Origin of the sequence: Micromonospora sp. CPCC 205561, assembly GCF_036906775.1 — a bacterium.
Lineage (GTDB): Bacteria > Actinomycetota > Actinomycetes > Mycobacteriales > Micromonosporaceae > Micromonospora.
The window spans coordinates 37,864-61,105 of record NZ_JBAKHV010000001.1; the positions used below are offsets into that span (position 1 = coordinate 37,864).

At 73.0% G+C, this 23,242-nt stretch carries 23 protein-coding genes; 12 read left to right on the top strand and 11 right to left on the bottom strand.

The window, feature by feature from the left end; all coding sequences use genetic code 11:
* The first annotated feature begins 65 nt into the window (after window positions 1–65).
* Window positions 66–635 (top strand): TetR/AcrR family transcriptional regulator, encoded by a 570-nt coding sequence (locus V6V16_RS00170; protein WP_334558334.1) that lies wholly within the window; start codon window positions 66–68, stop codon window positions 633–635.
* Window positions 636–1,003: 368 nt separating this feature from the next.
* Here the strand turns inward: V6V16_RS00170 and V6V16_RS00175 are convergent, their stop codons facing one another.
* Entirely contained in the window at window positions 1,004–2,443 is a 1,440-nt protein-coding gene (locus V6V16_RS00175) for a GuaB1 family IMP dehydrogenase-related protein (protein WP_334558336.1), read from the bottom strand.
* Window positions 2,444–2,525: 82 nt separating this feature from the next.
* A complete protein-coding gene (locus tag V6V16_RS00180) occupies window positions 2,526–3,122 on the bottom strand; it encodes a LysE/ArgO family amino acid transporter (RefSeq protein ID WP_334558980.1) in 597 nt (198 codons plus the stop codon).
* 96 nt (window positions 3,123–3,218) lie between these two features.
* On the opposite strand from V6V16_RS00180, the gene V6V16_RS00185 reads away from it, so the two are divergent.
* The gene (locus tag V6V16_RS00185; protein WP_334558982.1) at window positions 3,219–4,109 is read left to right on the top strand and encodes a LysR family transcriptional regulator ArgP; all 891 of its coding nucleotides are present in this window, start codon (window positions 3,219–3,221) and stop codon (window positions 4,107–4,109) included.
* 41 nt (window positions 4,110–4,150) lie between these two features.
* Here the strand turns inward: V6V16_RS00185 and V6V16_RS00190 are convergent, their stop codons facing one another.
* Window positions 4,151–5,902, bottom strand: a complete 1,752-nt coding sequence (locus V6V16_RS00190) for an acetyl/propionyl/methylcrotonyl-CoA carboxylase subunit alpha (protein ID WP_334558337.1) — start codon at window positions 5,900–5,902, stop codon at window positions 4,151–4,153.
* A gap of 147 nt (window positions 5,903–6,049) precedes the next feature.
* Between V6V16_RS00190 and V6V16_RS00195 the strand changes: the two genes are divergently transcribed.
* The 4 genes from V6V16_RS00195 (at window position 6,050) to V6V16_RS00210 (ending at window position 9,873) form a co-directional block, all read left to right on the top strand.
* On the top strand, window positions 6,050–6,658 hold the full coding sequence (locus tag V6V16_RS00195; RefSeq protein ID WP_334558984.1) for a PadR family transcriptional regulator: 609 nt from the start codon (window positions 6,050–6,052) through the stop codon (window positions 6,656–6,658).
* 130 nt (window positions 6,659–6,788) lie between these two features.
* Window positions 6,789–7,748, top strand: coding sequence for an ATP-binding cassette domain-containing protein (locus tag V6V16_RS00200; protein WP_334558338.1), 960 nt, complete (start codon window positions 6,789–6,791; stop codon window positions 7,746–7,748).
* A gap of 18 nt (window positions 7,749–7,766) precedes the next feature.
* Window positions 7,767–8,522: an ABC transporter permease gene (locus V6V16_RS00205; RefSeq protein ID WP_334558341.1), complete on the top strand. Its 756-nt coding sequence runs from the start codon at window positions 7,767–7,769 to the stop codon at window positions 8,520–8,522.
* Window positions 8,523–8,619: 97 nt separating this feature from the next.
* Window positions 8,620–9,873: an MFS transporter gene (locus V6V16_RS00210; protein ID WP_334558342.1), complete on the top strand. Its 1,254-nt coding sequence runs from the start codon at window positions 8,620–8,622 to the stop codon at window positions 9,871–9,873.
* 127 nt (window positions 9,874–10,000) lie between these two features.
* On the opposite strand, the gene V6V16_RS00215 is transcribed toward V6V16_RS00210, so the two are convergent.
* From V6V16_RS00215 to V6V16_RS00240, 6 genes are all read right to left on the bottom strand, one after another.
* On the bottom strand, window positions 10,001–10,654 hold the full coding sequence (locus tag V6V16_RS00215) for an O-methyltransferase (RefSeq protein WP_334558343.1): 654 nt from the start codon (window positions 10,652–10,654) through the stop codon (window positions 10,001–10,003).
* Window positions 10,655–10,663: 9 nt separating this feature from the next.
* The gene (locus tag V6V16_RS00220) at window positions 10,664–11,320 is read right to left on the bottom strand and encodes a Maf family protein (protein ID WP_334558345.1); all 657 of its coding nucleotides are present in this window, start codon (window positions 11,318–11,320) and stop codon (window positions 10,664–10,666) included.
* 80 nt (window positions 11,321–11,400) lie between these two features.
* Entirely contained in the window at window positions 11,401–12,543 is a 1,143-nt protein-coding gene (gene mycP / locus V6V16_RS00225) for a type VII secretion-associated serine protease mycosin (RefSeq protein WP_442934009.1), read from the bottom strand.
* A gap of 35 nt (window positions 12,544–12,578) precedes the next feature.
* Window positions 12,579–13,982: a hypothetical protein gene (locus tag V6V16_RS00230; protein ID WP_334558347.1), complete on the bottom strand. Its 1,404-nt coding sequence runs from the start codon at window positions 13,980–13,982 to the stop codon at window positions 12,579–12,581.
* On the bottom strand, window positions 13,979–14,446 hold the full coding sequence (locus V6V16_RS00235) for a hypothetical protein (RefSeq protein WP_334558348.1): 468 nt from the start codon (window positions 14,444–14,446) through the stop codon (window positions 13,979–13,981). The genes V6V16_RS00230 and V6V16_RS00235 overlap by 4 nt, the downstream gene beginning before the upstream one ends.
* Window positions 14,447–14,592: 146 nt before the next feature.
* Entirely contained in the window at window positions 14,593–14,802 is a 210-nt protein-coding gene (locus V6V16_RS00240; protein WP_334558349.1) for an acyl-CoA carboxylase epsilon subunit, read from the bottom strand.
* 91 nt (window positions 14,803–14,893) lie between these two features.
* On the opposite strand from V6V16_RS00240, the gene V6V16_RS00245 reads away from it, so the two are divergent.
* Together V6V16_RS00245 and V6V16_RS00250 are read left to right on the top strand one after the other, a co-directional pair.
* Window positions 14,894–16,822 (top strand): serine/threonine-protein kinase, encoded by a 1,929-nt coding sequence (locus V6V16_RS00245; RefSeq protein ID WP_334558350.1) that lies wholly within the window; start codon window positions 14,894–14,896, stop codon window positions 16,820–16,822.
* 91 nt (window positions 16,823–16,913) lie between these two features.
* Window positions 16,914–17,144, top strand: coding sequence for a hypothetical protein (locus V6V16_RS00250; protein ID WP_334558351.1), 231 nt, complete (start codon window positions 16,914–16,916; stop codon window positions 17,142–17,144).
* Window positions 17,145–17,243: 99 nt separating this feature from the next.
* On the opposite strand, the gene V6V16_RS00255 is transcribed toward V6V16_RS00250, so the two are convergent.
* On the bottom strand, window positions 17,244–17,996 hold the full coding sequence (locus V6V16_RS00255; protein WP_334558352.1) for a GH25 family lysozyme: 753 nt from the start codon (window positions 17,994–17,996) through the stop codon (window positions 17,244–17,246).
* Between the two features lie 249 nt (window positions 17,997–18,245).
* Between V6V16_RS00255 and V6V16_RS00260 the strand changes: the two genes are divergently transcribed.
* From V6V16_RS00260 to V6V16_RS00275, 4 genes are all read left to right on the top strand, one after another.
* On the top strand, window positions 18,246–18,989 hold the full coding sequence (locus tag V6V16_RS00260; RefSeq protein ID WP_334558353.1) for a M50 family metallopeptidase: 744 nt from the start codon (window positions 18,246–18,248) through the stop codon (window positions 18,987–18,989).
* Window positions 18,990–19,006: 17 nt separating this feature from the next.
* On the top strand, window positions 19,007–19,990 hold the full coding sequence (locus V6V16_RS00265; RefSeq protein WP_334558354.1) for a ketopantoate reductase family protein: 984 nt from the start codon (window positions 19,007–19,009) through the stop codon (window positions 19,988–19,990).
* Window positions 19,991–20,051: 61 nt separating this feature from the next.
* The gene (locus tag V6V16_RS00270; protein WP_334558356.1) at window positions 20,052–20,552 is read left to right on the top strand and encodes a SigE family RNA polymerase sigma factor; all 501 of its coding nucleotides are present in this window, start codon (window positions 20,052–20,054) and stop codon (window positions 20,550–20,552) included.
* On the top strand, window positions 20,545–21,447 hold the full coding sequence (locus V6V16_RS00275; RefSeq protein ID WP_334558357.1) for a hypothetical protein: 903 nt from the start codon (window positions 20,545–20,547) through the stop codon (window positions 21,445–21,447). Before V6V16_RS00270 ends, V6V16_RS00275 begins: the two co-directional genes overlap by 8 nt.
* Before the next feature lie 117 nt (window positions 21,448–21,564).
* Here V6V16_RS00275 and V6V16_RS00280 read toward each other — a convergent pair whose 3' ends face one another.
* On the bottom strand, window positions 21,565–23,148 hold the full coding sequence (locus V6V16_RS00280; protein WP_334558359.1) for an acyl-CoA carboxylase subunit beta: 1,584 nt from the start codon (window positions 23,146–23,148) through the stop codon (window positions 21,565–21,567).
* Between the last annotated feature and the right edge of the window lie 94 nt (window positions 23,149–23,242).

Sequence of the window (23,242 nt, forward strand, 5' to 3'; positions counted from 1 at the left end):
GAACTTGTCGTCGACAAGATTGCCCCGGAGGTGTCATCTTGTCAACGGAAAGATAGGCTCCCGGGATGACGGGAACGCGCGGCTACCACCACGGCGACCTGCGGCGGGCACTGCTCGCGGCGGCGGTGCGGGTGATCGAGGAGACGGGCCCGGGGGCACTGAGCCTGCGCGACCTGGCCCGTCGAGCCGGTGTGTCGCACGCCGCCCCGGCACACCACTTCGGCGACAAGGCCGGGCTGCTCACCGCCCTCGCCGCCGAGGGTTTCGACCTGCTCGCCGAGGCGTTGCTCGCCGCCGGTGGAGACTTGCTGGACAGGGGCGTCGCGTACGTCGACTTCGCCGTCGGGCACCGCGCGCACTTCGAGGTCATGTTCCGCCCGGACCTCTACCGGCCGGAAGCCGAGGAACTGGTGGCCGCCCGCGAGCGCGCCGGCGACGCGTTGCGCTCGGGAGTCGCCGCGCTGCCCGAGGGACGCCCTACGGCGGAGGACCCGCAGGGCGACGCGCTCGCCGCCTGGTCGATCGTGCACGGCTTCGCCACGCTCTGGCTCTCCGGCGCGCTGCCGGCCCGCGTCGGCGAGGACCCACGGGCCGCGGCCCGCGTCGTCGTCCACCGCCTTTTCCCAGAGCCCTGACGATTCCTCCCGCCGGGCCCGCGATCCTCCCGCCGGGCCCAAGACAACGAGCGGACCCGGCCGGGCGGTCTGTGGCCGGGCCGGAGCGCAGCCAGCGCCGTGGCCGGGCGGCGGAACTCCACCGGCCGGACCGACCGCCCCACGCGAGGCCTTTCGAGCTGAATCGTCTACGACATCAGCTCGACAGGGCCGACGTGAAGCACGTCCGCCCGGGCCGACACGTCCGCCCGGGCTGGCACGTCCGGCGGTCGCCGGCCGGCCGACCCCGCCGAACCGTCATCGCGGCCGGCGCTCGGGCCGGTCACGGCGCGTGGCCGGTCACGGCGGGCAGTTCCGGTCGCGGCGGGCGGCGCGGGCCGGCGGCCGTGTCACCAGCTGGTGGGCAGCGGCATCCCCTCGGTGTAGCCGGCCGCGCTCTGCACGCCGACCAGCGCCCGCTTGTGGAACTCGGCCAGGTCCCGCGCGCCCGCGTAGGTGAAGGCGCTGCGTACCCCCGCGATGATCTCGTCGATCAGATCCTCCACGCCGGGGCGGGCCGGGTCCAGGTACATCCTGGCCGAGGAGATGCCCTCCTCGAAGACCGCCTTGCGGGCCCGGTCGTACACGCTGTCGTCGGCCGTCCGCGCGCTGACCGCCCGCGCCGAGGCCATGCCGAAGCTCTCCTTGTAGCGCCGGCCGTCCGCGTCGGTGTAGAGGTCGCCGGGAGACTCGTAGGTGCCGGCGAACCAGGAGCCGATCATCACGTTCGACGCGCCGGCGGCCAGCGCCAGCGCCACGTCGCGCGGGTGCCGTACGCCGCCGTCGGCCCAGACGTGCCGGCCGAGCTGCCGGGCCGCCGCGGCGCAGTCGAGCACGGCGGAGAACTGCGGCCGACCCACTCCCGTCATCATCCGGGTGGTGCACATCGCACCCGGGCCGACGCCGACCTTGACGATGTCCGCCCCCGCATCCACCAGGTCGCGTACGCCCTCGGCGGTCACCACGTTGCCGGCCGCGACCGGGACCGCCGGGTCCAGCGCGCGGACCGCCCGCAGCGCGGCGATCATCCGTTCCTGGTGGCCGTGCGCGGTGTCCACGACCAGCGTGTCCACCCCGGCCTCCAGCAGCGCCGCCGCCTTGCCGGTCACGTCGCCGTTGATGCCCACAGCGGCGGCGACCCGCAGCCGGCCCCGGTCGTCCACCGCCGGCCGGTAGAGGGTCGCCCGCAGCGCGCCCTGCCGGGTCAGCACCCCGACGAGCCGGCCCTCGTCGTCGACCACCGGGGCGAGCCGGCGCCGGCCCGCCGAGAGCCGGTCGAAGCCGGTACGCGGGTCCGCGTCGGCCGGCACGGTGTGCAGCTCGGTGGACATCACGTGCCGGAGCTGGGCGAAGCGGTCCACGCTGACGGTGTCCGCCTCGGTCACCACGCCCAGCGGCCGGCTCTCCTCGTCGATCACCACCACGGCGCCGTGCGACCGCTTGGGCAGCAGGTGGATCGCGTCGCCGACGGTGTCGGTAGGCCCCAGCGTGATCGCCGTGTCGTGCACCAGGTGCCGCCGCTTGACCCAGGCGACGACGTTCGCCACCACCTCGATCGGGATGTCCTGGGGGATGACCGCGATCGCGCCGCGCCGGGCGACCGTCTCGGCCATCCGCCGGCCGGAGACGGCCGTCATGTTCGACACCACCAGCGGGATGGTGGTGCCCGTGCCGTCGCTGGCGGCCAGGTCGACGTCGAGCCGCGACCCCACCTCGGAACGGGCGGGCGCCATGAAGACGTCGTTGTAGGTCAGGTCGTGCGCGGGGACCGCGCCGTTAAGGAACCGCACCCGGCCATCATTCCCGCCCGTCGCCGCCCCCGCCCCCGGTGGTAGCGGAAAACACCCGGACCACGCCCGGCGCCCGGCACGCTCAGCGGAGCAGCAGGGTCGCCGCGACCGCGGTCATCACGACGGCGACCGTCGCGTCGACGAGCCGCCAGGCCGTCGGGCGGGCCAGCACGGGCGCGAGTCGGTGGGCGGCGGCGCCGATGGCGGTGAACCAGACCACGCTGGCCAGCGCGGCACCCGCGCCGAAGACCCAGTGGTGCTGATGCTGGCGGGCCACCCCGCCGAGCAGCAGGACGGTGTCCAGGTACACGTGCGGGTTGAGGTAGGTGAACGCGAGGCAGGCCAGCACCGTCGCCCTCAACGTGGCCGGCGGCCGGTCGGCGGGGGAGAGCGCGCCGGGCCGCAGCGCCCGCCGGGCGGCCAGCGCGGCGTACCCGAGCAGGAACGCGGCGCCGAGCCAGCGGACGGCGCCGAGCACGGCGGGGTGGTCCGCCGCGGCGGTGCCCATTCCGGCGATGCCGAGCGAGATGAGCAGCGCGTCGGACGCGGCGCAGACGGCGACCACCGCCAGCACGTGCTCCCGGCGCAGGCCCTGCCGCAGGACGAAGGCGTTCTGTGCGCCGATGGCGGCGATCAGCGCGATGGAGAGGGAGAAGCCGGAGGCGGCCGAGGCGGCCACGGAGCTGCTGAGTATGTCGGGCACGCCCCGACGCTACGAGCCGGAGCCGATGCAGCCCAGCTAAGGATTCTCATGGTGGATAAGCTCAGCTTCATCATGCCCGACTCCACGCAGCTCCGGACGTTCGTCGCGGTGGTCCGCGAGGGCAGCTTCGAGGCGGCGGCGCGGTCGCTGCACGTCACCCCCTCGGCGGTCAGCCAGCGGATCAAGGCGCTGGAACAATCCGTCGGGCAGGTGCTCGTCCGCCGGACGAAGCCGTGCCAGGCCACCGACGCGGGGCGACCGCTGCTGCGGCTGGCCGGGCAGGTGGCCCTCCTGGAGCGGGAGGCGTTGGAGGCCGCCCGGCCGTCAGGGGCCGGCGGTCCGGCCCCCACCCGGGTGACGATCGTGGCGAACGGGGACTCGCTCGGCACCTGGTTCGTCGGTGCGCTGGCGCGGCTCCCCGCCGAGCTGTCGCTCCTGTTCGACGTGCGCCGGGACGACGAGGAACACACCGCCGAGCTGCTCCGCGACGGTACGGCGATGGCGGCGGTGACGGCGCAGCGCGAGGCCGTGCGGGGCTGCCGGGTGCAGCGGTTGGGCGCGATGCGGTACGTCGCGTTGGCCGCCACCGGCTTCGCCGCCCGCCACTTCCCCGACGGCCCCACCGAGGCCGCCCTGGCGGCGGCGCCGATGATGGCGTTCGACCGGAAGGACCGGCTCCAGCACCGCTTCGCCCGCACCGTCACCCGGCGTCGGCTCGACCCGCCGACCCACTACGTGCCGTCCTTCGACGGCTTCAACGAGGCGGTGCGGTCGGGGTTGGGCTGGGGCATGGTGCCGGAGCGGACGGCCCGTGCCGACGTCGCCGCCGGGCGCTGCGTCGACCTCGGTGCGGGGCGCCACCTGGACCGCCCGCTGTACTGGCAGCACTGGCGGATCGGGTCCGCCACCCTGGACGCGCTGACCGAGGCCGTCCGGGCGGCGGCCGGCGCCGAGCTGCGCTGACGTCGGCCCGCCCGCACGGCGAGGGCTGCCGGGGCGAGCCGTCAGGCGATGGTGCAGATCACCGCGCCGGCGGTGATGACGGCGCCCACCCCGGCCGCGAGGCCGCCGACCGTGCCCGCCTTGTGGGCGTGCAGCGGCTGCTCCATCTTCATCGCCTCCAGCACCACGACCAGGTCACCCTCGGCGACGGTGTCGCCCTCGGCGACCGCGATCTTGACGATGGTGCCCTGCATCGGGGACGTGAGGGCGTCGCCGCTGGCCGCGACGCCGGCCCTGGTCCCGCCGCCCCGGCGGGCCGGCTTGCGGGTGGCGGGCGTCGTGGCGGTGGTACCCCCGCCGAGGCCGGCGGGGAGGCTGACCTCCAGCCGCTTGCCGCCCACCTCGACCACGACGGTCTCGCGCCCGGCCGGCGCCTCGCCGGGGCCGGCGGCGGCGGCGAAGGGCGGGACGGTGTTGTCGAAGCCGGTCTCGATCCACCGGGTGTGCACGGCGAAGGGCTCGGCGGTGAACGCCTCGTCCCGGACCACCAGCCGGTGGAACGGCAGCGCGGTGGCCATCCCCTCGACGACCATCTCGTCCAGGGCGCGGCGGGCGCGCTCCAGCGCCTCGGTACGCGTCTCGCCGGTGACGATCACCTTCGCCAGCAGCGAGTCGAAGTTGCCGCCGATGACGTCGCCGGCGGAGATTCCGGTGTCCACCCGCACGCCGGGGCCGGTGGGCAGCCGCAGCGCGGTGACCGTGCCGGGGGCGGGCAGGAAGCTGCGGCCCGGGTCCTCGCCGTTGATCCGGAACTCGATGGAGTGCCCGCGCGGCGTCGGGTCCTCGGTGAAGCGCAGCTTCTCACCGTCGGCGATCCGGAACTGCTCGCGGACCAGGTCGATGCCGGCGGTCTCCTCGGTGACCGGGTGCTCCACCTGGAGGCGGGTGTTGACCTCCAGGAAGGAGATGGTGCCGTCGGCGCCGACCAGGTATTCCACCGTGCCGGCGCCGTGGTAGCCCGCCTCCCGGCAGATCGCCTTGGCGCTGTCGTGGATCTGGGCGCGCTGCGCGTCGGTGAGGAACGGCGCGGGCGCCTCCTCGACCAGCTTCTGGTGCCGGCGCTGCAACGAGCAGTCCCGGGTGCCCACCACGATCACGTTGCCGTGCTGGTCGGCCAGCACCTGTGCCTCGACATGGCGGGGCTGGTCCAGGTAGCGCTCGACGAAGCACTCGCCCCGGCCGAACGCGGCGACCGCCTCGCGGGTGGCCGACTCGAACAGGTCCGGGATCTCCTCCATGGTGCGGGCCACCTTCAGCCCGCGCCCGCCGCCGCCGAAGGCGGCCTTGATGGCGACCGGCAGGCCGTGGTCGACGGCGAACGCCATCACCTCGTCGGGGCCGCCGACCGGGTCGGGAGTGCCGGGGACCAGGGGCGCGCCGGCGCGCTGGGCGATGTGCCGGGCGGTGACCTTGTCGCCGAGGTCGCGGATCGCCTGCGGGGTGGGGCCGATCCAGGTCAGCCCGGCGTCGAGGACGGCCTGGGCGAAGTCGGCGTTCTCGGAGAGGAAGCCGTAGCCCGGGTGGACCGCGTCGGCGTCGGCCTTCGCGGCGACCTCCAGCAGCTTGTCGATGCGCAGGTACGTCTCGGCGGCGCTGTCCCCGCCGAGCGCGTACGCCTCGTCGGCGAGCGTGGCGTGCAGGGCGTCCCGGTCGGAGTCCGCGTAGACGGCGACGCTGCCCAGACCGGCGTCGCGGCAGGCGCGGATGACGCGGACGGCGATCTCGCCGCGGTTGGCGATGAGTACCTTGCGCACCTTGCTGACTCCTCCCGGAGGGTTACTGACCGGGAGTGTATCGGCCACCCTGGTGACCCTAACGATCGCTCAGTGTGGGATGCCGCACTGCCTCGCGGCGCCTTAGTCAAATTTGCTTATTACGCTTACCCGGTGTCTGCCACGCGAATGATGATCCTCGGCCTGGTGCGCTGGATGCAGCCCGTGCACGGCTACGACGTGCGGCGTGAGCTGCTCAGTTGGAACGCCGACAAGTGGGCGAACGTGCAGCCGGGCTCGATCTACCACGCCCTGCGCAAGCTGACCCAGGAAGGGCTGCTGCGCGAGGTGGCCACCGAGCAGGTGGGCGCCCGCCCGGCCCGGACCACGTACGAGGTGACGCCGAAGGGCGAGGAGGAGTTCGAGTCGCTGCTGCGTGGGCTCTGGTGGCAGCTGCACGAGCCGCCGGATCCGTTCACGGCGGCGTTCTCCTTCCTGCCGGCGCTGCCCCGCGAGGAGGCGGCGGCGGCCCTGCGGAACCGGGCGAACCTGCTGCGTGCCGGTGTCGAGTGGATGCGCACGTCGTTGAGTTCTGGCTGGATGCGTGAGACCAAGCCGGTGCACGTGGGGTGGATGTTCGAGCTGTGGACGGCTCGGTCGGAGGCGGAGATCACCTGGTGCGAGCGGATCGCGGAGCGGGTCGAGTCGGGGGTGCCGTACCTGCCGGACGGGATGGAGGGGGCGCACGGGTGGGAGGGCTGGGAGGAGCGACTGCCGCCCCGGGGCGCGCAAGAATAATCAACGTTGACTAGAAAAGTTATATCGCGTTAGCCTGCTCGCGACGCTGCGGGGGAGCACGCCGTCCGGCGTCGTCTCCGAGGGACAGGCAGGAGGCCGGTGGCACCGGCCCGGACGACCAGGAGCAGAGATGATCGAGACCAGGGGGCTGCGGAAGTCGTTCCGCTCCCGCGAGGGTCGCCAGACGAAGACCGTCGACGCGGTGCGCGGCGTCGACCTGAAGGTCGCCGAGGGGGAGATCTTCGGGTTCCTCGGTCCCAACGGGGCCGGCAAGACGACCACCCTGCGGATGCTGGCCACGCTGATCGAGCCGGACGGCGGCGAGGCCACCATCGCCGGGGCCGACCTGCGCAGCAACCCGGCCGAGGTGCGTCGCCGCATCGGCTACGTGGCCCAGGGCGGCAGCACCTGGGACGAGTCCACCGCCCGGGAGGAACTCGTGCTGCACGCGCGGATGTACGGCATCGGCAAGACCGACGCGCACCGCCGGGCGGCCCGCGCCCTCGACGCCTTCCAGCTCAGCGAGTACGCCGACCGCAAGTGCAAGACGTACTCCGGCGGCCAGCGCCGGCGGGTGGAGATCGCCCTCGGCATCATCCACGAGCCGAAGATCGTCTTCCTGGACGAGCCGACCACCGGCCTCGACCCGCAGAGTCGGGCGCACATGTGGGACGAGATCCGGCGGCTGCGTACCGACGGCATGACCGTCTTCATCACCACGCACTACCTGGAGGAGGCCGACGCGCTCTGCGACCGCATCGCGATCATGGATCACGGCGAGGTGGTCGCGGAGGGCACCCCGGCGGGCCTGAAGCGCGAGATCTCCGGTGACGTCGTGCTCGTCGGGCTCGACGCCGCGGCCACCCCGCAGGCCGCGCAGCTGCTCGACGGCGAGCCGTACGTCAACAAGCTGGAGACCGCCGACGAGGGTGGCCTGCGGCTCTACGTCGACGAGGGCGCCACCGCCATCCCGCAGATCCTGCGCCGCGTCGACACCGCCGGCCTCGGGCTCAGCTCCATCGAGCTGCACCGGCCCAGCCTCGACGACGTCTTCCTCACCAAGACCGGCCGCTCGCTGCGCGAGTCCTGAGCCCAGACCGGAGACCTCATGAAACTCGCCCGTGACACCTGGCTGATCTTCCAGCGCCAACTCCAGCTGCTGCTGCGCAACCCCGTCTGGGTCTTCGTCGGCGTCTTCCAGCCGGTGATGTACCTGCTGCTCTTCGCCCCGCTGCTCAAGCCGGCGCTGAACGCGCCCACGCAGGCGGAGGCCTACAAGATCTTCGTACCGGGCCTGCTGGTGCTGCTGGCCATCTTCGGTGGCCTGTTCCAGGGCTTCGGCCTGATCGCCGAGCTGCGCGCCGGCGTCATCGAACGCTCCCGGGTCACCCCGGTCAGCCGGCTCGCCCTGCTGCTCGGCCGCTCGCTGCGCGACGTGGTGTCACTCATCGTGCAGGCGGTCATCATCACCCTGCTCGCGCTCCTGTTCGACCTGCGCGTCTCCCTCGTCGACCTGCTGCTGGCGTACCTGATGCTCGCCCTGATCGCGCTGATGACCTCGGCCGTCTCCTACGGCATCGCGCTCAAGGTCAAGAGCGAGGACGCGCTGGCCCCGCTGATGAACACCGTGGCCCAGCCGGTGCTGCTGCTCTCCGGCATCCTGCTGCCCCTGACCTTCGCCCCGGGCTGGCTCCAGGGCGTCGCCGAGTGGAACCCGTTCTCCTGGGCGGTCGACGGCACCCGGGCCCTCTTCGCCGGCAACCTCGGTGACGACAAGGTCTGGCAGGGGCTCGGCATCATCGCGATCCTCGCCGCGGCCGGTGTCTTCTGGGCGGCCCGCCAGTTCGCCCGCAGCGTCCGCTGAACCCACCTCGTCGCGGAGGAGGACCTTCCCCGGTCCTGACGAGAGCTGCCTCTCACCAGGGGCGGGGCGTCCGGTCCACGCTTGTAGCGTGTGGCCGGTGCCCCGCCTCACCCGTGACCGGCTCACCTGGCTGACCTACGCCCAGCTCGGGCTGTGGGGCTTCTTCCTCTACGGCTTCGGGCCGGTCGTGCCGCTGCTCCGCGACGAACAGGGCACCTCCGCCGCCGTCGCCGGCCTGCACAGCACCGGCATCGCCGTCGGTGCGCTGGCCGGCGGCGCGCTCTTCGCGCCCCTGGCCCGCCGGTTCGGCCGAGGCCGGGCGATCTGGACCGGACTGACCGGGGTGGCCCTCGGCGTCGCCGTGCTCGGCGCCGTCCGCGTCCTGCCCGCGACCATCGCCGCCGTCGCGGTGATCGCCACCTTCGGCATGCTGGTGGTGAGCGGCGTGGCCGTGGTGCTCACCGACCGGCACGGCGCCGGCGCCCCGGCGGCGCTGACCGAGGCCAACGCCGTCTGCGCCGGCGCGGGCATCCTCGCCCCGCTCGTCATCGGCGCCAGCGTCGACGCGGGGTGGGGCTGGCGGCCGGCGATGGCCGTCGAGGCCGGCCTGATCGCGCTGGTCGCGCTCGCCGCCCTGACCTTCCGCGTACGCCTCCCGCGCCCCGCCCCGACCGGCGCGCCTGGCGGTGCGCCCGCCCTCGCGCCCGCCGGCGGTGTGCCCGCCGACGCCGCCCCGGCGGCCGACGCCCACCGGTCCGGCCGGCGGCTCCCCCCGGCGTACTGGATCGCCTGGGTGCTGATGGCCGTCACCGGCTCGATCGAGGTCTGCCTGTCGCTCTGGACGGCCGACGTGCTCCGCTCGCACGCCGGGATGGCGACCGGCACCGCCTCGGCCGCCGTCGCCGCGATCGTCGGCGGCATGTTCGTCGGCCGGCTGGTCGGGGGCCGGTTCGCCCTGCGGTACCGCCCCGCACCGCTCCTCCTGGCCGCGCTGTGCCTGTCGCTGGTCGGGTTCGCGCTCTTCTGGGTCGCCCCGGTCGGCTGGCTCGCCGTCACCGGCCTGGTCGTGCTGGGCCTCGGCAACGCGCTGCACTACCCGCTGGCGATCTCGATCGCGCTGGCCGTCGCCGGCCCGGCCGCGGACCGGGCCGCCGGCTGGGCGTCGTACTCCATGGGGGTCGGCTTCGGGATCGCGCCGGTCGCGCTCGGCTGGGTGGCCGACGGGGTCGGTCCGCACCTGGCCTTCCTGCTGCTGCCCGGCTTCATCGCGGTGGCCGCCCTGCTCGCCGCCCGCCTGGGCCGCGCCCTGCGCCCGACCCCCGCAGAGGTCCGCTCCCCGGCCGCTGCCTGACGCCCGGTGCCGCCTCCGTGGGCGTCTCGCCCGGCTCCCGGTGGCCCCCACGGCTTGAACCCCGGTACCCGACGGCCCTCGGAGGGGCGTTGCGCACCACGGTCGCGCGGGGGCCGGCCGGCCCCCGTCAGCGCACGCGGGCCAGCGTGAGGCCGTCGGCGACCGGGAGCATCACGGCGTCGACCCGGACGTCGGCGAGCACCTCGTCGTTGAAGGCGGCCACCGCCCGGTCCTCGGCGTTCTGTGGGGCGATCACCCGGCCGTCGCGCAGCACGTTGTCGACCGCGATCACCCCGCCCGGGCGCATCCGGGGCACCAGCTCCGCCCAGTAGATCGGGTAGCCGATCTTGTCGGCGTCGATGAACGCGAAGTCCAGGTGGCGCTCGTGGGGGAGCTCGCGCAGCGTGTCGCCGGCCGGGCCGATGCGCAGCTCGATCCGGTCGTCCACGCCGGCGCGTGCCCAGTACCGCCGGGCGATGCCGGTGAACTCCTCGGAGATGTCGAAGCAGGTCAGCCGCCCGCCCTCGGGGAGCCCGCGGGCGATGGCCAGCGACGACAGGCCGGTGAACGTGCCGACCTCGACGGCCTGGCGGACCCCGAGCAGCCGGGTGAGGAACGTCAGGAACGCGGCCTGCTCCGGCGCCACCTGCATCTTCGCGTCGTCGGGCAGGGCCGCGCGGGTCTCCTCGGCCAGGTCCCGCATGATCTCGTCCGGCGGGGAGCCGTGCGCGACCAGGTACGCGTGCAGTTCCGCAGTGAGCGGGATCGACTTGGTGGTCATGGACGGACGCTAGCCGAGCGGTTCGACCGACTGGTTACCGGGCGCGACCTTCGTCCACAGATCGGTGATCCGCAGGTCCAACTCGGCGAGGAGGCGGCGCAGCAGAGGAAGGGAGAGCCCGATGACCGTGCTCGGGTCGCCCTCGATCCGCTCCACGAACGGCCCGCCCAGCCCGTCGATCGTGAAGGCGCCGGCCACGGCCAGCGGCTCGCCCGTCGACACGTACGTGGCGATCTCGTCGTCACTGACATCGGCGAAGTGCACGACGCAGGAGGCAACCGCCTCGGCCCGCCGCCCGGCCTCGACGTCGATGAGGCAGTGCCCGCTGTGCAGCACGCCGCTGCGCCCGCGCATCCGCTCCCAGCGCCGGGTGGCGTCCGCCGCGTCGGCCGGCTTGCCGAGGATCTCCCCCTCGAAGGCCAGCACCGAGTCGCACCCGATCACCAGCGTCCGCTGGTCGCCGGCCGGCCGCAGCCGGGTGAGCACCGCCTGCGCCTTCATCCGGGCCAGTTCCAGGCACAGCTCGTCGGCCCGCTCGGTGACCACAAGGGACTCGTCGACGCCGCTGACCAGCACGTCCGGTTCGATCCCGGCGGCCTGGAGAATCTTGCGTCGGGCGGGGCTCGCCGAGGCGAGCACGAGGCGGAGCGGCATGGATTTCGGCACCCCGTCGACGTTACCGGCTCACCGTGGCGTCGTCCGGCCGAGCCACGCCCCCGCGGGCCGACGCGACGCGGACCCGCGCTTCAGCGGCTGATCCGAGGCGGCGGATCGTCGCTTCGTCGGCGGCGCCGGGAGAACAGTGCCCACGCCCCGCCGGCCGCCGCGATGACCCCCAGGGTGACCAGGCCCCGCGCGGTCGCCGCGCCGTCCCCGTCGTCGCCCGGCGCCGCGACCGGCGCCGTGGTCGCGGCGGTGGAGGCCGGAGCGCCCGCCGTCGCCGACCCGAAACCCAGCGGCGGTACGTCAGCCGTCAGCGCCGCCACCAGGTCGATGACCCCGTGGCCGTACTCGTCGTCCCGTCCCGGAGGGCCCTTGTCGATCGCGGTGGCCGTCAATCGATGCGCCACCTCCGAAGCGGAAAGGTCGGGATACTTCGACCTGACCAGTGCGACCGCCCCAGCGACAATCGCCGTGGCACCGGAGGTTCCCGAGCCTCTTGAATATTTGGTGTCCATACTTGTGCTGTAAATGTCAACGGCCGGTGCCACGACATCGATCTCTGGCCCGCTTGTAGAGATGGCTGCGTGTCTTCCAGCGCGGTCGATGCCGCCGACCGCAATGACCCCCTCCATTGATGCGGGGTAGCCGACACGCGAATCGGTCGGCCTGTTTCCGGCTGCCGCGACTACCACGATGTTGGAAGCCAGCGCTCGCTTTACTGCTTGGTCTAGGCGAGCACTGGAGGGGCCGCCGCTGGAGATGCTGATCACCTTGGCTTTGCGGGATATTGCGTATTCGACTCCCTGCGCCAGTGTGTCTGGCTCCCCTTCGCCATTCGGCGGCGAAACGAAAATTGGAACTATTTTAGCCTTCGGAGCCAGTCCCAGGGCGCCCTCAGCTCCGCTCCTGCCGTGAGCGGCGATTAGTCCGGCCATGGCGGTGCCGTGGCTGTCCAAATCTTTTCGGCCATCGCCGGAGCCTCCAGGAATGATGTCGATACCCGGAAGCAGGTTCTTCTGTAGGTCTGGATGCGGATTTACCCCGGTGTCGGGGACGGCTACGATTAAGCCCTCGCCCTGGGTGATTCTATGGACTCGATCAACCTTGAGGTAACGCAGATGCCACTGGTCGGCCCGGATGTTGGGCGCAACCTGATGAATCCCTGGAGCGAATGCAGGTTTGGCCGTTTTAGAATTGAGTGGATAAAGCGGCGTAGTTGAGAGCATCAGCGTAGTCAACACGGTCAGGATTAAAGGAACTTTCACCTGTTCATTCCGATGGCGGGGCCTGGGTCGATCGGGCCCTCCTCATCCGGGGGGCGCACAACCGGAGCCACGCCCTGTTCGGTTTGCCACGGATGGGCAGGATCCCAATGGCGCGGTTCTTCAGGATCGCGTCGTGTCGGCCGCCCCGTTACCCCGCCAAGGTTAGTGCTCGCAGGGCCGGGGATGCCGCCCATAGGTAAGTCTCCTCGGAAGGACCCTCCATGTGCGGGTCCAACGCCTCGAGCGCCACCCGGTCGGGAGCCAGCGCCGCCGGTTGGCGATGTGCCTGCGCCTCCGCCGCCGATCACCCCGCCGATCGGGTTAACTCGGCGCGGCTGGCTATTGCTTGCGCCAGGCTGGCCAAGGCCCATCGCAGGGGTACCCCCAATCAGGCCTCCGGGTGGCATTGGTCGTGGCTGAACTGGAGAGCTGCCGCTAGGTATGCCATTCGTGTTTCCGGAGATTGAGCGCCCCGTGTGCCCGGGTTGCGTTTGTGATGGGCGTGAACTTTGCGGATGAGAGGCTGCGCCAGGGATCATCGGTGTTGTTCCGATCCCTGGCGTGGCGGCGGCGGCAGAAGTGGACGGCGTACCTGATGCTGGAAGAATAGCTGGAGGTGGTGCTAGTCCCGGACCAGCTCCACCAAGAATTGGGCCGCTTGTTGGCATTTTCGGGGTGGGGGCGGGCGTAGCGACACTGCTCGGCTGTTTAGGTGACGAAAGACCTACAGGCTTCCCGGTGATCGGCATCGGCAGAATTGGGGGGATGGCCGGTACTGTGCCCGGGCTGCCATAGATATCCGGATCATCTGTTTGCTTTGGTGGTCTGACAGGAGGCGGCTTTTGGAGCATCACTTGGGCGTGTTGGAGTTCGCCGCTGAGGCCGTACATGATGCCGCGCGCCTGGACGTTTAGCCGTTCGAGGTCGGCATCCGTCACCGGACGGTCGGGGACGCGGCTGCCCATGGCCGCCTTCGGATCGGCCAGCGCGGCGTCGTACGTCTGCTTCTCCCGGACCTTGACGGCGTAGGTGTCGTAGATCTTCTTCAGCTCGGTGCGGGTGGCGCCGATGGCCTGCGTGGCGGCGGAGAGCGCGGTGTAGTTGGCGCTGGCCGCGTCGTGCGTGCGCCGCACCTTGTCGATCAGCTCGTCCAGCTCGCGGACGTACGCCTGGGCGGCCTCGTTGGTCTCCGGGGGCCAGGCCTCCGCCAGCCCACGGCGGTATTCCTGGAGCCGGCTGAGGTGGGCCCGGGCGAGGTCGCAGACCTTCCGCCAGCCGGCGACCTGCTTCCAGTGGTTGGTGGTGTCGTGGTCCTGGAGACACGCCCACATGCTGGCCACGTCCATCAGCCGCCAGTCGGTGAGGCCGGACGTGCGGCCGGCGCTGCCCCGCTCGATCACGGCAGCACCACCGGCCCGCGTCCCGGCGCGGGCTCCGGCCCGGTGGGGTCGTGCAGCACCGGTGAGGGGCCGCGGGGCGCGGCGGTCGCCGGATTGGCGAGCGCCCGCTCGACGTCGGTGACCCGGGCGGAGGCGAAGGCGTCCGACCCGGTGTAGCGCTCGGCGACGGTGCCGGCGGCGCCGGCCAGGTGGCCGGTGGCGTCGCGGACCCCCCAGACCATGTCGGCGGCGGCCTGTTGTGTCTCGTGGTGGGCGCGCAGGAAGTTGACCAGCTCGATGAAGGCGTCGGCCGGGTTGGGCACCGGCGCTGTCATGTCCTCGGCGATGTACGACAGGTGCGGCGCGTAGTTGCGTTCCACCTCGGCCTGGAGCTTGTCGGCGAACTCGCGAAGCTGGCGGATGTCGGCCTCGATGCCGCCGTAGCCGCGGAGCCAGGACGCCGGGCGGTCCTCCTCGGGGATCATCGGCCCCTCCCTACCTGTCACTGCACCGTTTCCCTGAGTGAGGTTAATGGGTTCCCGGCGATGGCGGCAGCCCCGAGCCGGAGCCCGCCGGGCGCCCGGCGTGGGCCCGGCGGCACCGAGCTGCGGCGATCCGTACGGGAAAGGGGTCAGCGGGGCAGGCCGGAAGCGCGCCACGCGCCGGGACCGGCGACCGCCGTCGCCGCCGGCCGACCGCTGCGCGCCCAGGCGGACGCGGCTGTGCGCGGGGGCGCGGCGGCTGGGCGGGAGCGGACGACGATCGCACCCACCAGCGCGGCCAGCTCCTCGGCGGTGGGCGCCCCGCGGACGACCCGGAACAGCGGCTCCTCGGCAGACATGGCGCCAGCGTACGCGCCGAAATGGTTGCCCGGACCGCACAGTGGCGTGCCGGCGGTGTGAGCGTCGTCGGCTCCGGGTACCGTCTGGGCGATGTCGAACGCGCTGCCCCAACTCGTCGCCGACCGATACCGGCTCCTCTCGCCGCTCGGTCAGGGTGGCATGGGTCGGGTGTGGAAGGCGCGCGACGAGGTGCTGCACCGGGACGTGGCGATCAAGGAACTCGTTCCGCCGCCCAGCCTCACCGACGAGGAGCGCCGCGAGATGCGGGAGCGCTCGCTGCGCGAGGCGCGGGCGATCGCCCGGCTGAACCACATCAACGTGGTCCGCATCTTCGACGTGCTGCGTACCGACGGTGACCCGTGGATCGTCATGGAGTACGTGCCGTCGAAGTCTCTGCAGGACACCCTCGCCGAGGACGGCCCGGTGACGCCGGGGCGCGCGGTGGAGATCGGCCTGGGCGTGCTGGCCGCGCTGAAGTCGGCGCACAAGGCCGGTGTGATGCACCGCGACGTCAAGCCGGGCAACGTGCTGCTCGGCGACGACGGTCGGGTGGTGCTGACCGATTTCGGCCTCGCCACGATCCCCGGCGACCCCAACGTGACCCGCACCGGCATGGTGCTGGGTTCGCCCGCGTACATCTCGCCGGAGCGGGCCCGCGAGGGCACCGCCGGGCCGGAGGCCGACCTCTGGTCCCTGGGCGCCACCCTCTACGCGGCGGTCGAGGGCAAGTCGCCGTACGCGCGGCCGTCGGCGATCGCCACCCTGGCGGCGCTCGCCACCGAGCCGATGCCGCCGCCGAAGAACGCCGGGCCGCTCAAGCCGGTGCTCAACGGCCTGCTGCGCAAGGACCCCAAGGAGCGGATCACCGCCGAGGTGGCGGAGAAGCTGCTGCGCCGCGCCGGCGGCAAGCGGACCCGCACCATCCCGCTGCTCGACGGCGTACGCCGGCCGGGGCCGAACGGTCCGCGTGAGCCGCGACCGCCGGTGGTCCCCGCGCCGCGTCCGGCCGAGGGGCGGTCCGAGAACCCGGTGAGCCCGCCGGCGCCCCGCGCGCCGCAGCCGGCGACCGCCGCCGCGGCGGCCCCCGCCGTCGACGACGCGACCGCGGCGGTCTCCGCGGACCTCGCCCCGACCGCCAAGGTCGGCCCGTCCACGTCCGACACCGCGCCGACGGCGAAGGTCGCTCCGCCGGTGGCGCCCGACGACACCAGGACCGAGCCCGTCAGCCCCGCGCCGCGCGGGCCGGCGAACCCCACCTCCGTGATGCCCGCCGCGCCGGTGAGTCCGCCGTCCGGCCGCGCGGCGGTCGTCCCCTCCGACGGTACGAAGCCGGACAACACCCGGCGCAACGTGCTGATCGGGGTGCTGGTCGCGCTGCTGCTGCTCGGCCTGGTGGTGGTCGTGCCGATGCTGACCAGCGACGGCGGCGGGGACGACGGCGGCACCCCGCAGGCCGACCCGACCGGCGCGACGACCTCGCAGGGGCAGCCGCAGCAGTCCTCCGCGCCGGCGCAGCCCACGAGCGCCGCGCCGAGCCCGACGCCCTCGGCCACCCCGTCGCCGACGCCGGACGCGCTGCCGGCGGGCTGGAAGCTGCACAAGGACCCGGCCGGCTTCTCGCTGCCGCTGCCGGCGACCTGGGTACGCCGCAACGCCGGAGCGAACACCGTCGTCTTCGACGAGCCCGGTGGCGTGGGCGAGCTGCTGGTGCAGTGGACCTCCAGCCCGAAGTCGGACGCGTACGCCGACTGGAAGAGCGCCGAACCGGCCCGCAAGAACTTCGTGAACAACTACCAGTACCTGGACATCAAGCGTTGTGACTACTGGAAGACCTGCGCCGACTGGGAGTGGCTGGAAACCCGTGACGGCACGCGGATCCACGTCCGCAACCGGGGCTTCGTGACGGCCAGGAATCGCGGTTACGCCCTGCGCTGGGAGGTCGCCGCGAAGGACTGGCAGGCCAACCTGCCGAACTTCGACCGGATCGCCAAGGGCTTCGTGCCCGACCGCAAGGACTGACCCGCGGGATTCGCGCCCGACGCGAGATCGACTCGCATGACCTTCCGCCGTACGGGGTATCTGATCCGTACGACGGAAGGGAGGGTACGACATGGGTTACCGACGGAGGGACGCCCGGCCCCGAGTGGCACTGTGGATGCTCGTGGCCCTCGGCGACATCGTCCTGCTGCTCACCGCCGCCGGCCTGCCGGTGCTCTTCGCGCTGCTCAGCGTCGTCACCGTCACCCTGGCCGGGGTGGGGATCCGGCGGTTCGCCCGGCGGGGCACGCTGGCCCGTGAGGAACCGGTGGCCGTGCCCGTGACCGCCCGGCGGAGGGCCTGACGCCCCGCCACGGCGGCGTGGCGGCAGCCGGACCAGTTGTCGACCGTACGGTGACAACCGGTCCCGCTGCCGCCAACCGCCTCTCCGGGCGGCTCCGGATCAGGTGTTGTTGGCCAGCGCGATCAGTCGGCTCCGGTCACCGTTCCAGTGGTTCCGGTCGACCCCGCCGCTGATCCCCGCGACGCTGCCCCGGTCGGTGTACTGCCAGAAGCTCCAGAACGGCGCCCCGGCCGGCAGCGCGCCGACGGTGCTCGACCAGCGGGCGACCCAGAGCGGGTGGTTGGCCCACGGGGCGCTCCAGCTGCCGGTGCACTGGTTCCACCAGCTCGTGGTGGTGTAGATGACGGCGTAGCGGCCGGTGCGCGCCCGGTAGGTGTTGAGGAAGTCCTGCACCCAGTTCCGCATGCCGGTGGTGCTCAGCCCGTAGCAGTAGCCGCCGGCGTACGGGTTGGCCTCCAGGTCGAGCGCGGCGGGGAGGGTGCGGCTGTCGGCCGACCAGGCGCCGCCATTGGAGGCCAGGTAGTTCGCCTGGACCGCGCCGGAGGAGATGTTGGGCCGGGCGAAGTGGTACGCCCCTCGGATGACGCCGGCGTTGTAGGCGGCCACGTAGTTCGTGTTGAACCTCGGGTCCTTGTAGCTGGTGCCCTCGGTGGCCTTGATGAAGGCGAACTGGATGCCCGCGTTGCGGACGCTGGTCCAGTTGATGGCGCCCTGGTAGTGCGACACGTCGATGCCGGGGGTGGTGGCGGCGGACGCCGGGGTCGCCGTCGCGACGAGCCCCGCCGCCGCGGTGGCGAGGGCCGCGAGGCTGGCGGCCAGCAGCCGCCGCAGGGATGTTCCGGTACGGGTCATGGATGCCTCCAAGGACGCCGGAATTGATAGACGTCCATCTTTGGAGGTAAGTGTCCTGGATGGCAAGAGGGGCTAAAGAATTCTTCATCGGCCGCGGAAGTCGACCACCCGGGGCGGGCGACTGCCCGCGCCTCGGCGCAGCGCGTCCGGGTGGGGACGCCAGCGGATCGGCCCGGTCGGGCCTGGTTCCCGCGATACGGACCGACGAGGTCGCGGCGACACAGGCCGGGGCCGGTAGGCTCGCGCCCCATGGTGTCGATCGACGGGCTCGGCGGTCTCTGGGACAAGCTGTTCGCGGCGCAGCCGGACCCGCCGCCCCTGCTGGTGCTGCTGACCGCCGCGGTCGCGCTGGTGGTCGTCTCCACCCGGCTGCCCTGGCGGATCGCCCGCAACGCCATCACCATCGCGCACGAGGGCGGGCACGCGCTGGCCGCCCTGCTCACCGGCCGTCGCCTGCACGGCATCCGGCTGCACTCCGACACCTCGGGGCTCACCCTCTCCGCCGGCCGCCCCACCGGCCCGGGGATGATCCTCACCCTGCTCGCCGGCTACGTCGCCCCGCCGCTGGTCGGGCTGGCCGGCGCGTGGCTGCTCGGCGGCAACCGGATCACCCTGCTGCTCTGGGTCGCCGTGGTGCTGCTGCTGGCTATGCTGGTCATGATCCGCAACGTCTTCGGCGTGGTGTCGCTGCTGGTCACCGGCGGGGTGGTGCTCGCCGTCTCCTGGTACGCCACACCCCAGGTGCAGGCGGCGTTCGCGTACGCCGGGGTGTGGTTCCTCCTGCTCGGCGGGGTGCGACCGGTGGTGGAGCTGCAACGGCTGCGCGCCCGGGGGCGGATGCCCGCCTCCGACGCCGACCAGCTCGCCGGCCTCACCCCGCTGCCCGCGTTCTTCTGGGTCGTCGTCTTCGCCCTGGTCAACCTGGTCGCCCTCGGCGCCGGCGCGCTGCTGCTCGCCGGCCCGATCCTCACCGAGGCCGGCCTGACACCCTGAGCGGGCAGAATGGGCCCGTGCGATACGTGATCATCGGAGCCGGCGCGGTCGGCGGCACCATCGGCGTACGGCTGGGGCGGGCCGGCCGCGACGTGACGCTGGTGGCCCGCGGCGCGCACCTGGACGCGATCCGGCGGCGGGGCCTGACCCTGCGGCAGCCCGACGGCGCAACGACCTGGCGTGGGCCGGCCGTCGACGGGCCGGGCGACCGCCCGCTGCCCGAGGACACAGTCCTGGTGCTCACCGTCAAGTCGCAGGACACCGGCACGGCGCTGGCGGCGTGGGCGGACGCGCCGGTGGCCGGTGGCGGTACGGCGGCCGAGCGGCTGCCGCTCTTCACCGCGCAGAACGGGGTGGCCAACGAGCGCGCCGCCCTGCGCCTCTTCGCCGACGTGCACGGTGTCTGCGTCTGGCTGCCCGCCACCCACCTGGAGCCGGGCGTGGTGGTGGCCAACGGACACCCGCACCCCGGCATGCTGCACCTCGGCCGCCACCTGGCCGGATCGGACGCCACCGACGAGGCCGTCGCCGCCGACCTCACCGCCGCCGGTTTCGTCGCCCCGGTACGCGCCGACGTGGCGCGCTGGAAGTACGGCAAGCTGCTGGCCAACCTCGGCAACGGCCTCCAGGCGCTGCTCGGCCGGGACGTCCCCGACGACCTGCGGCAGCGGGTCCGGGCCGAGGGGGTCGCCGTGCTCGCCGCGGCCGGCATCGCGCACACCACCCCCGAGGAGGAGAAGGCCGAACGGGGCGACCTCGTCGACCACCGGCCGGTCGACGGCGAGGAGCGGGCCGGCGGCTCCACCTGGCAGAGCCTGGCGCGGGGCGCGGGCTCCGCCGAGGCCGACCACCTCAACGGCGAGATCGTGCTGCTGGGCCGGCTGCACGGCGTACCGACCCCGGCGAACGCCGCCGTCCAGGTCGCGGTGCGCCGCGCACTGCGCGGGCGGGTCCCGGCCGGCGGGTTCGACGCGACCGAGCTGGCGAAATTGGTCGGCTGAGCGGGCAACCGGCGGCACCGCCGGGCGCGTGTCCCCTGCGACCGTCACGGGGAGGTAGCAGGTGCCGGACGTCGACGGATTCGACGAGTTCTACCGGGGTAGCCGGCAACGGCTGCTCGGCTTCGTCTACGCGCTCACCGGCGACCTCGCCGAGGCGCAGGACGCCGTGCAGGAGGCGTACATCCGGGCCTGGCAGCGCTGGTCGACGGTGAGCGCGTACGAGGAACCGGAGGCGTGGGTGCGGGTGGTGGCCAGCCGGATCGCGGTCAGCCGGTGGCGCAGCCTGCGCAGCCGGGCCCGCGCCTACCTGCGGCACGGCGGCAGCGACAGCGTGCCCGGACCGGACACCGCCACCGTCGAGGTGGTCGCCGCCCTGCGCCGGCTGCCCGAGGAACAGCGGACCGCGATCGCCCTCTACTACCTGGTCGGGATGCCGGTCGCCGAGGTGGCCCGGCAGACGGCCGCCCCGGTGGGCACGGTCAAGGCCAGACTCTCCCGGGGGCGCGCCGCGCTCGCCGGGCTGCTCGCCGTCTCTGACCTCGAGGAGGCCGCCGATGCGTGACGAGACGACATTCGTCGAACAGGTGCACCGGGAGCTGCGCGACGTCCGCTGGCCGGAGCCGGCGGAGATCCGCGCCCGCGCCCGCCGGCGCAGCATGCGTACGTCGGTGCTGGCGGCCGCCGCGGTGCTCGCCGTGGCGTCGGGCTCCGCGTACGCGGTGACCGGGCGCTCGGGGCCGCCGGCACCTCCGACCGCCGCCACCGCCGGGTCACCTGGGACCGCTGGGCGGACCGAGATCCCGCAGGAGGCCCTGCTCACCCCCGCCGACGTGCCCCTGAGGAGCGGCGTGCAGCTCGGCGAGGCGGGTCTGGTGGAACCGGTCCGGGTCGACCCCGTGCTGGAGTCCTGCGGCCGCGAGCGCGGCGTGCCGTCGCAGGCGCCCACCTCCCGCTACTCGCGGTCCCAGACGCTGCTCCGCGCCCCGGTGGACCCGACGACGCGCGGCCCGGCGATCACCCAGGACGTCTACCGTCTCGACCCGGGCCAGGGCCGGCTGGTCTTCGGCATGGTCGGGCTGCTGCTCAACGCCTGTGCCGAGTGGCAGGTCAACGGGTCAACGCTGCTGGACGGTCGTCCTGCGGCGACAGTCGCCACGCACCGGTGGGAAACGCCGGCCAGCGGCTTCGCCGGCGACCAGTCCGTGATGCTGCGCCACGTGTCGCTGGCCCCCCGTGCCCGGGGCAGCGGCAGGGCGGTGGCCCCGGACCCGCCGGTCGAGGTCACCCTGGTCGTGCGGGTCGGCGACCTGGTCACGGTGGTCGCGACCGGCCCGGGCGCCCTGGAGGACAGCGTCGACGGCGCCCGTCCCGGCCGTGGCCTGAGTCACGCCGACCTGGAGGCGTTGGCCGCCACCGCGGCCCGCCGGATGTGCCCGTGGGCCAATCCGGGCTGCTGACCGGCTCGTGACCCGGGCGACTCGACGCGACGTCGGGGAAGCGGTGTTCCCCAGCGGCCGAGCGGGCGACACCTCCGCGAGGTGGCCCCGCCCGGCCCCGGGCGCCGGTGGGTGGGCTCAGAGCGGGATGTTGCCGTGCTTCTTCGGGGGCAGCGTCTCGCGCTTGGTGCGCAGCACCCGCAGCGCGCGGACGATCTGGGTGCGCGTCTCGTGCGGCGGGATGACGCTGTCCACGTAGCCCCGCTCCGCCGCGACGTACGGGTTGGCGAGGGTGTCCTCGTACTCGGCGATCTTCTCGGCCCGCACGGCGGCCGGGTCCTCGGCGGCGGCCAGCTCGGCGCGGTAGAGGATGTTCACCGCGCCCTGCGCGCCCATCACCGCGATCTGCGCGGTCGGCCAGGCGAAGTTCAGGTCCGCGCCCAGGTGCTTGGAGCCCATCACGTCGTACGCCCCGCCGTACGCCTTGCGGGTGATGACGGTGACCTTCGGGACGGTGGCCTCGGCGTACGCGTAGAGCAGCTTGGCGCCCCGGCGGATGATGCCGTCCCACTCCTGGCCGGTGCCGGGCAGGAAACCGGGAACGTCCACGAAGGTCAGCACCGGGACGTTGAACGCGTCGCAGGTGCGCACGAACCGGGCGGCCTTCTCCGACGCGGCGATGTCCAGGGTGCCGGCGAAGTGCATCGGCTGGTTGGCGACCACGCCGACCGGCCGGCCCTCGACCCGGCCGTAGCCGACCACGATGTTCTGCGCGTAGAGCGGCTGGACCTCCAGGAACTCCCCGTCGTCGAGGACATGCTCGATCACCCGGTGCATGTCGTACGGCTGGTTCGCCGAGTCGGGGATCAGCGTGTCCAGCTCCCGGTCGGACTCGGTCACGTCGAGGTCGGCCGGCGCCTCGAAGACCAACGGCTCGTCCAGGTTGTTCGACGGCAGGTACGACAGCAGCGCCTTGACGTAGTCGATCGCGTCCTGCTCGTCCGTGGCGAGGTAGTGCGCGTTGCCGCTGCGCGCGTTGTGGGTACGCGCACCGCCCAGCTCCTCCATCCCCACGTCCTCGCCGGTGACCGTCTTGATGACGTCCGGGCCGGTGATGAACATGTGCGAGGTCTGGTCGACCATCACGGTGAAGTCGGTGACGGCCGGGGAGTAGACGGCGCCGCCGGCGCACGGACCCATGATCAGGGAGATCTGCGGGATCACCCCGCTGGCCCGGACGTTGCGGAAGAAGATCTCGCCGTAGAGGCCGAGCGAGGTGACGCCCTCCTGGATGCGGGCGCCGCCGGAGTCGTTGATGCCGACGACCGGGCAGCCGATCTTCATGGCCAGCTCCATCACCTTGACGATCTTCCCGCCGAAGACCTCGCCCAGGGAGCCGCCGAAGACCGTGAAGTCCTGGGCGAAGACGCAGACCTGCCGGCCGTCGATGGTGCCGTAGCCGGTGATGACACCGTCGCCGTACGGGCGGGACCGGTCCAGGCCGAAGTTGGTGGACCGGTGCCGTGCCAGCTCGTCCAGCTCGACGAAGGAGCCCTCGTCGAGCAGCAGCTCGATCCGCTCCCGGGCGGTCTTCTTGCCCCTCGCGTGCTGCTTCTCGACCGCGCGCGCGGATCCGGCGTGCACCGCCTCGTCGACCCGTCGCTCCAGGTCGGCCAGCTTGCCCGCGGTGCTGTGGATGTTGATCCCGGTCTCGGTAGTCACCCTGGGAATATAACGATGGTTCAGGTCGCCGCCGCTGTGCAGTTCGCCTCAGCGGACCGCGAGGCCCCGGACGGGCCGGGCGGGCCCGCCGTAG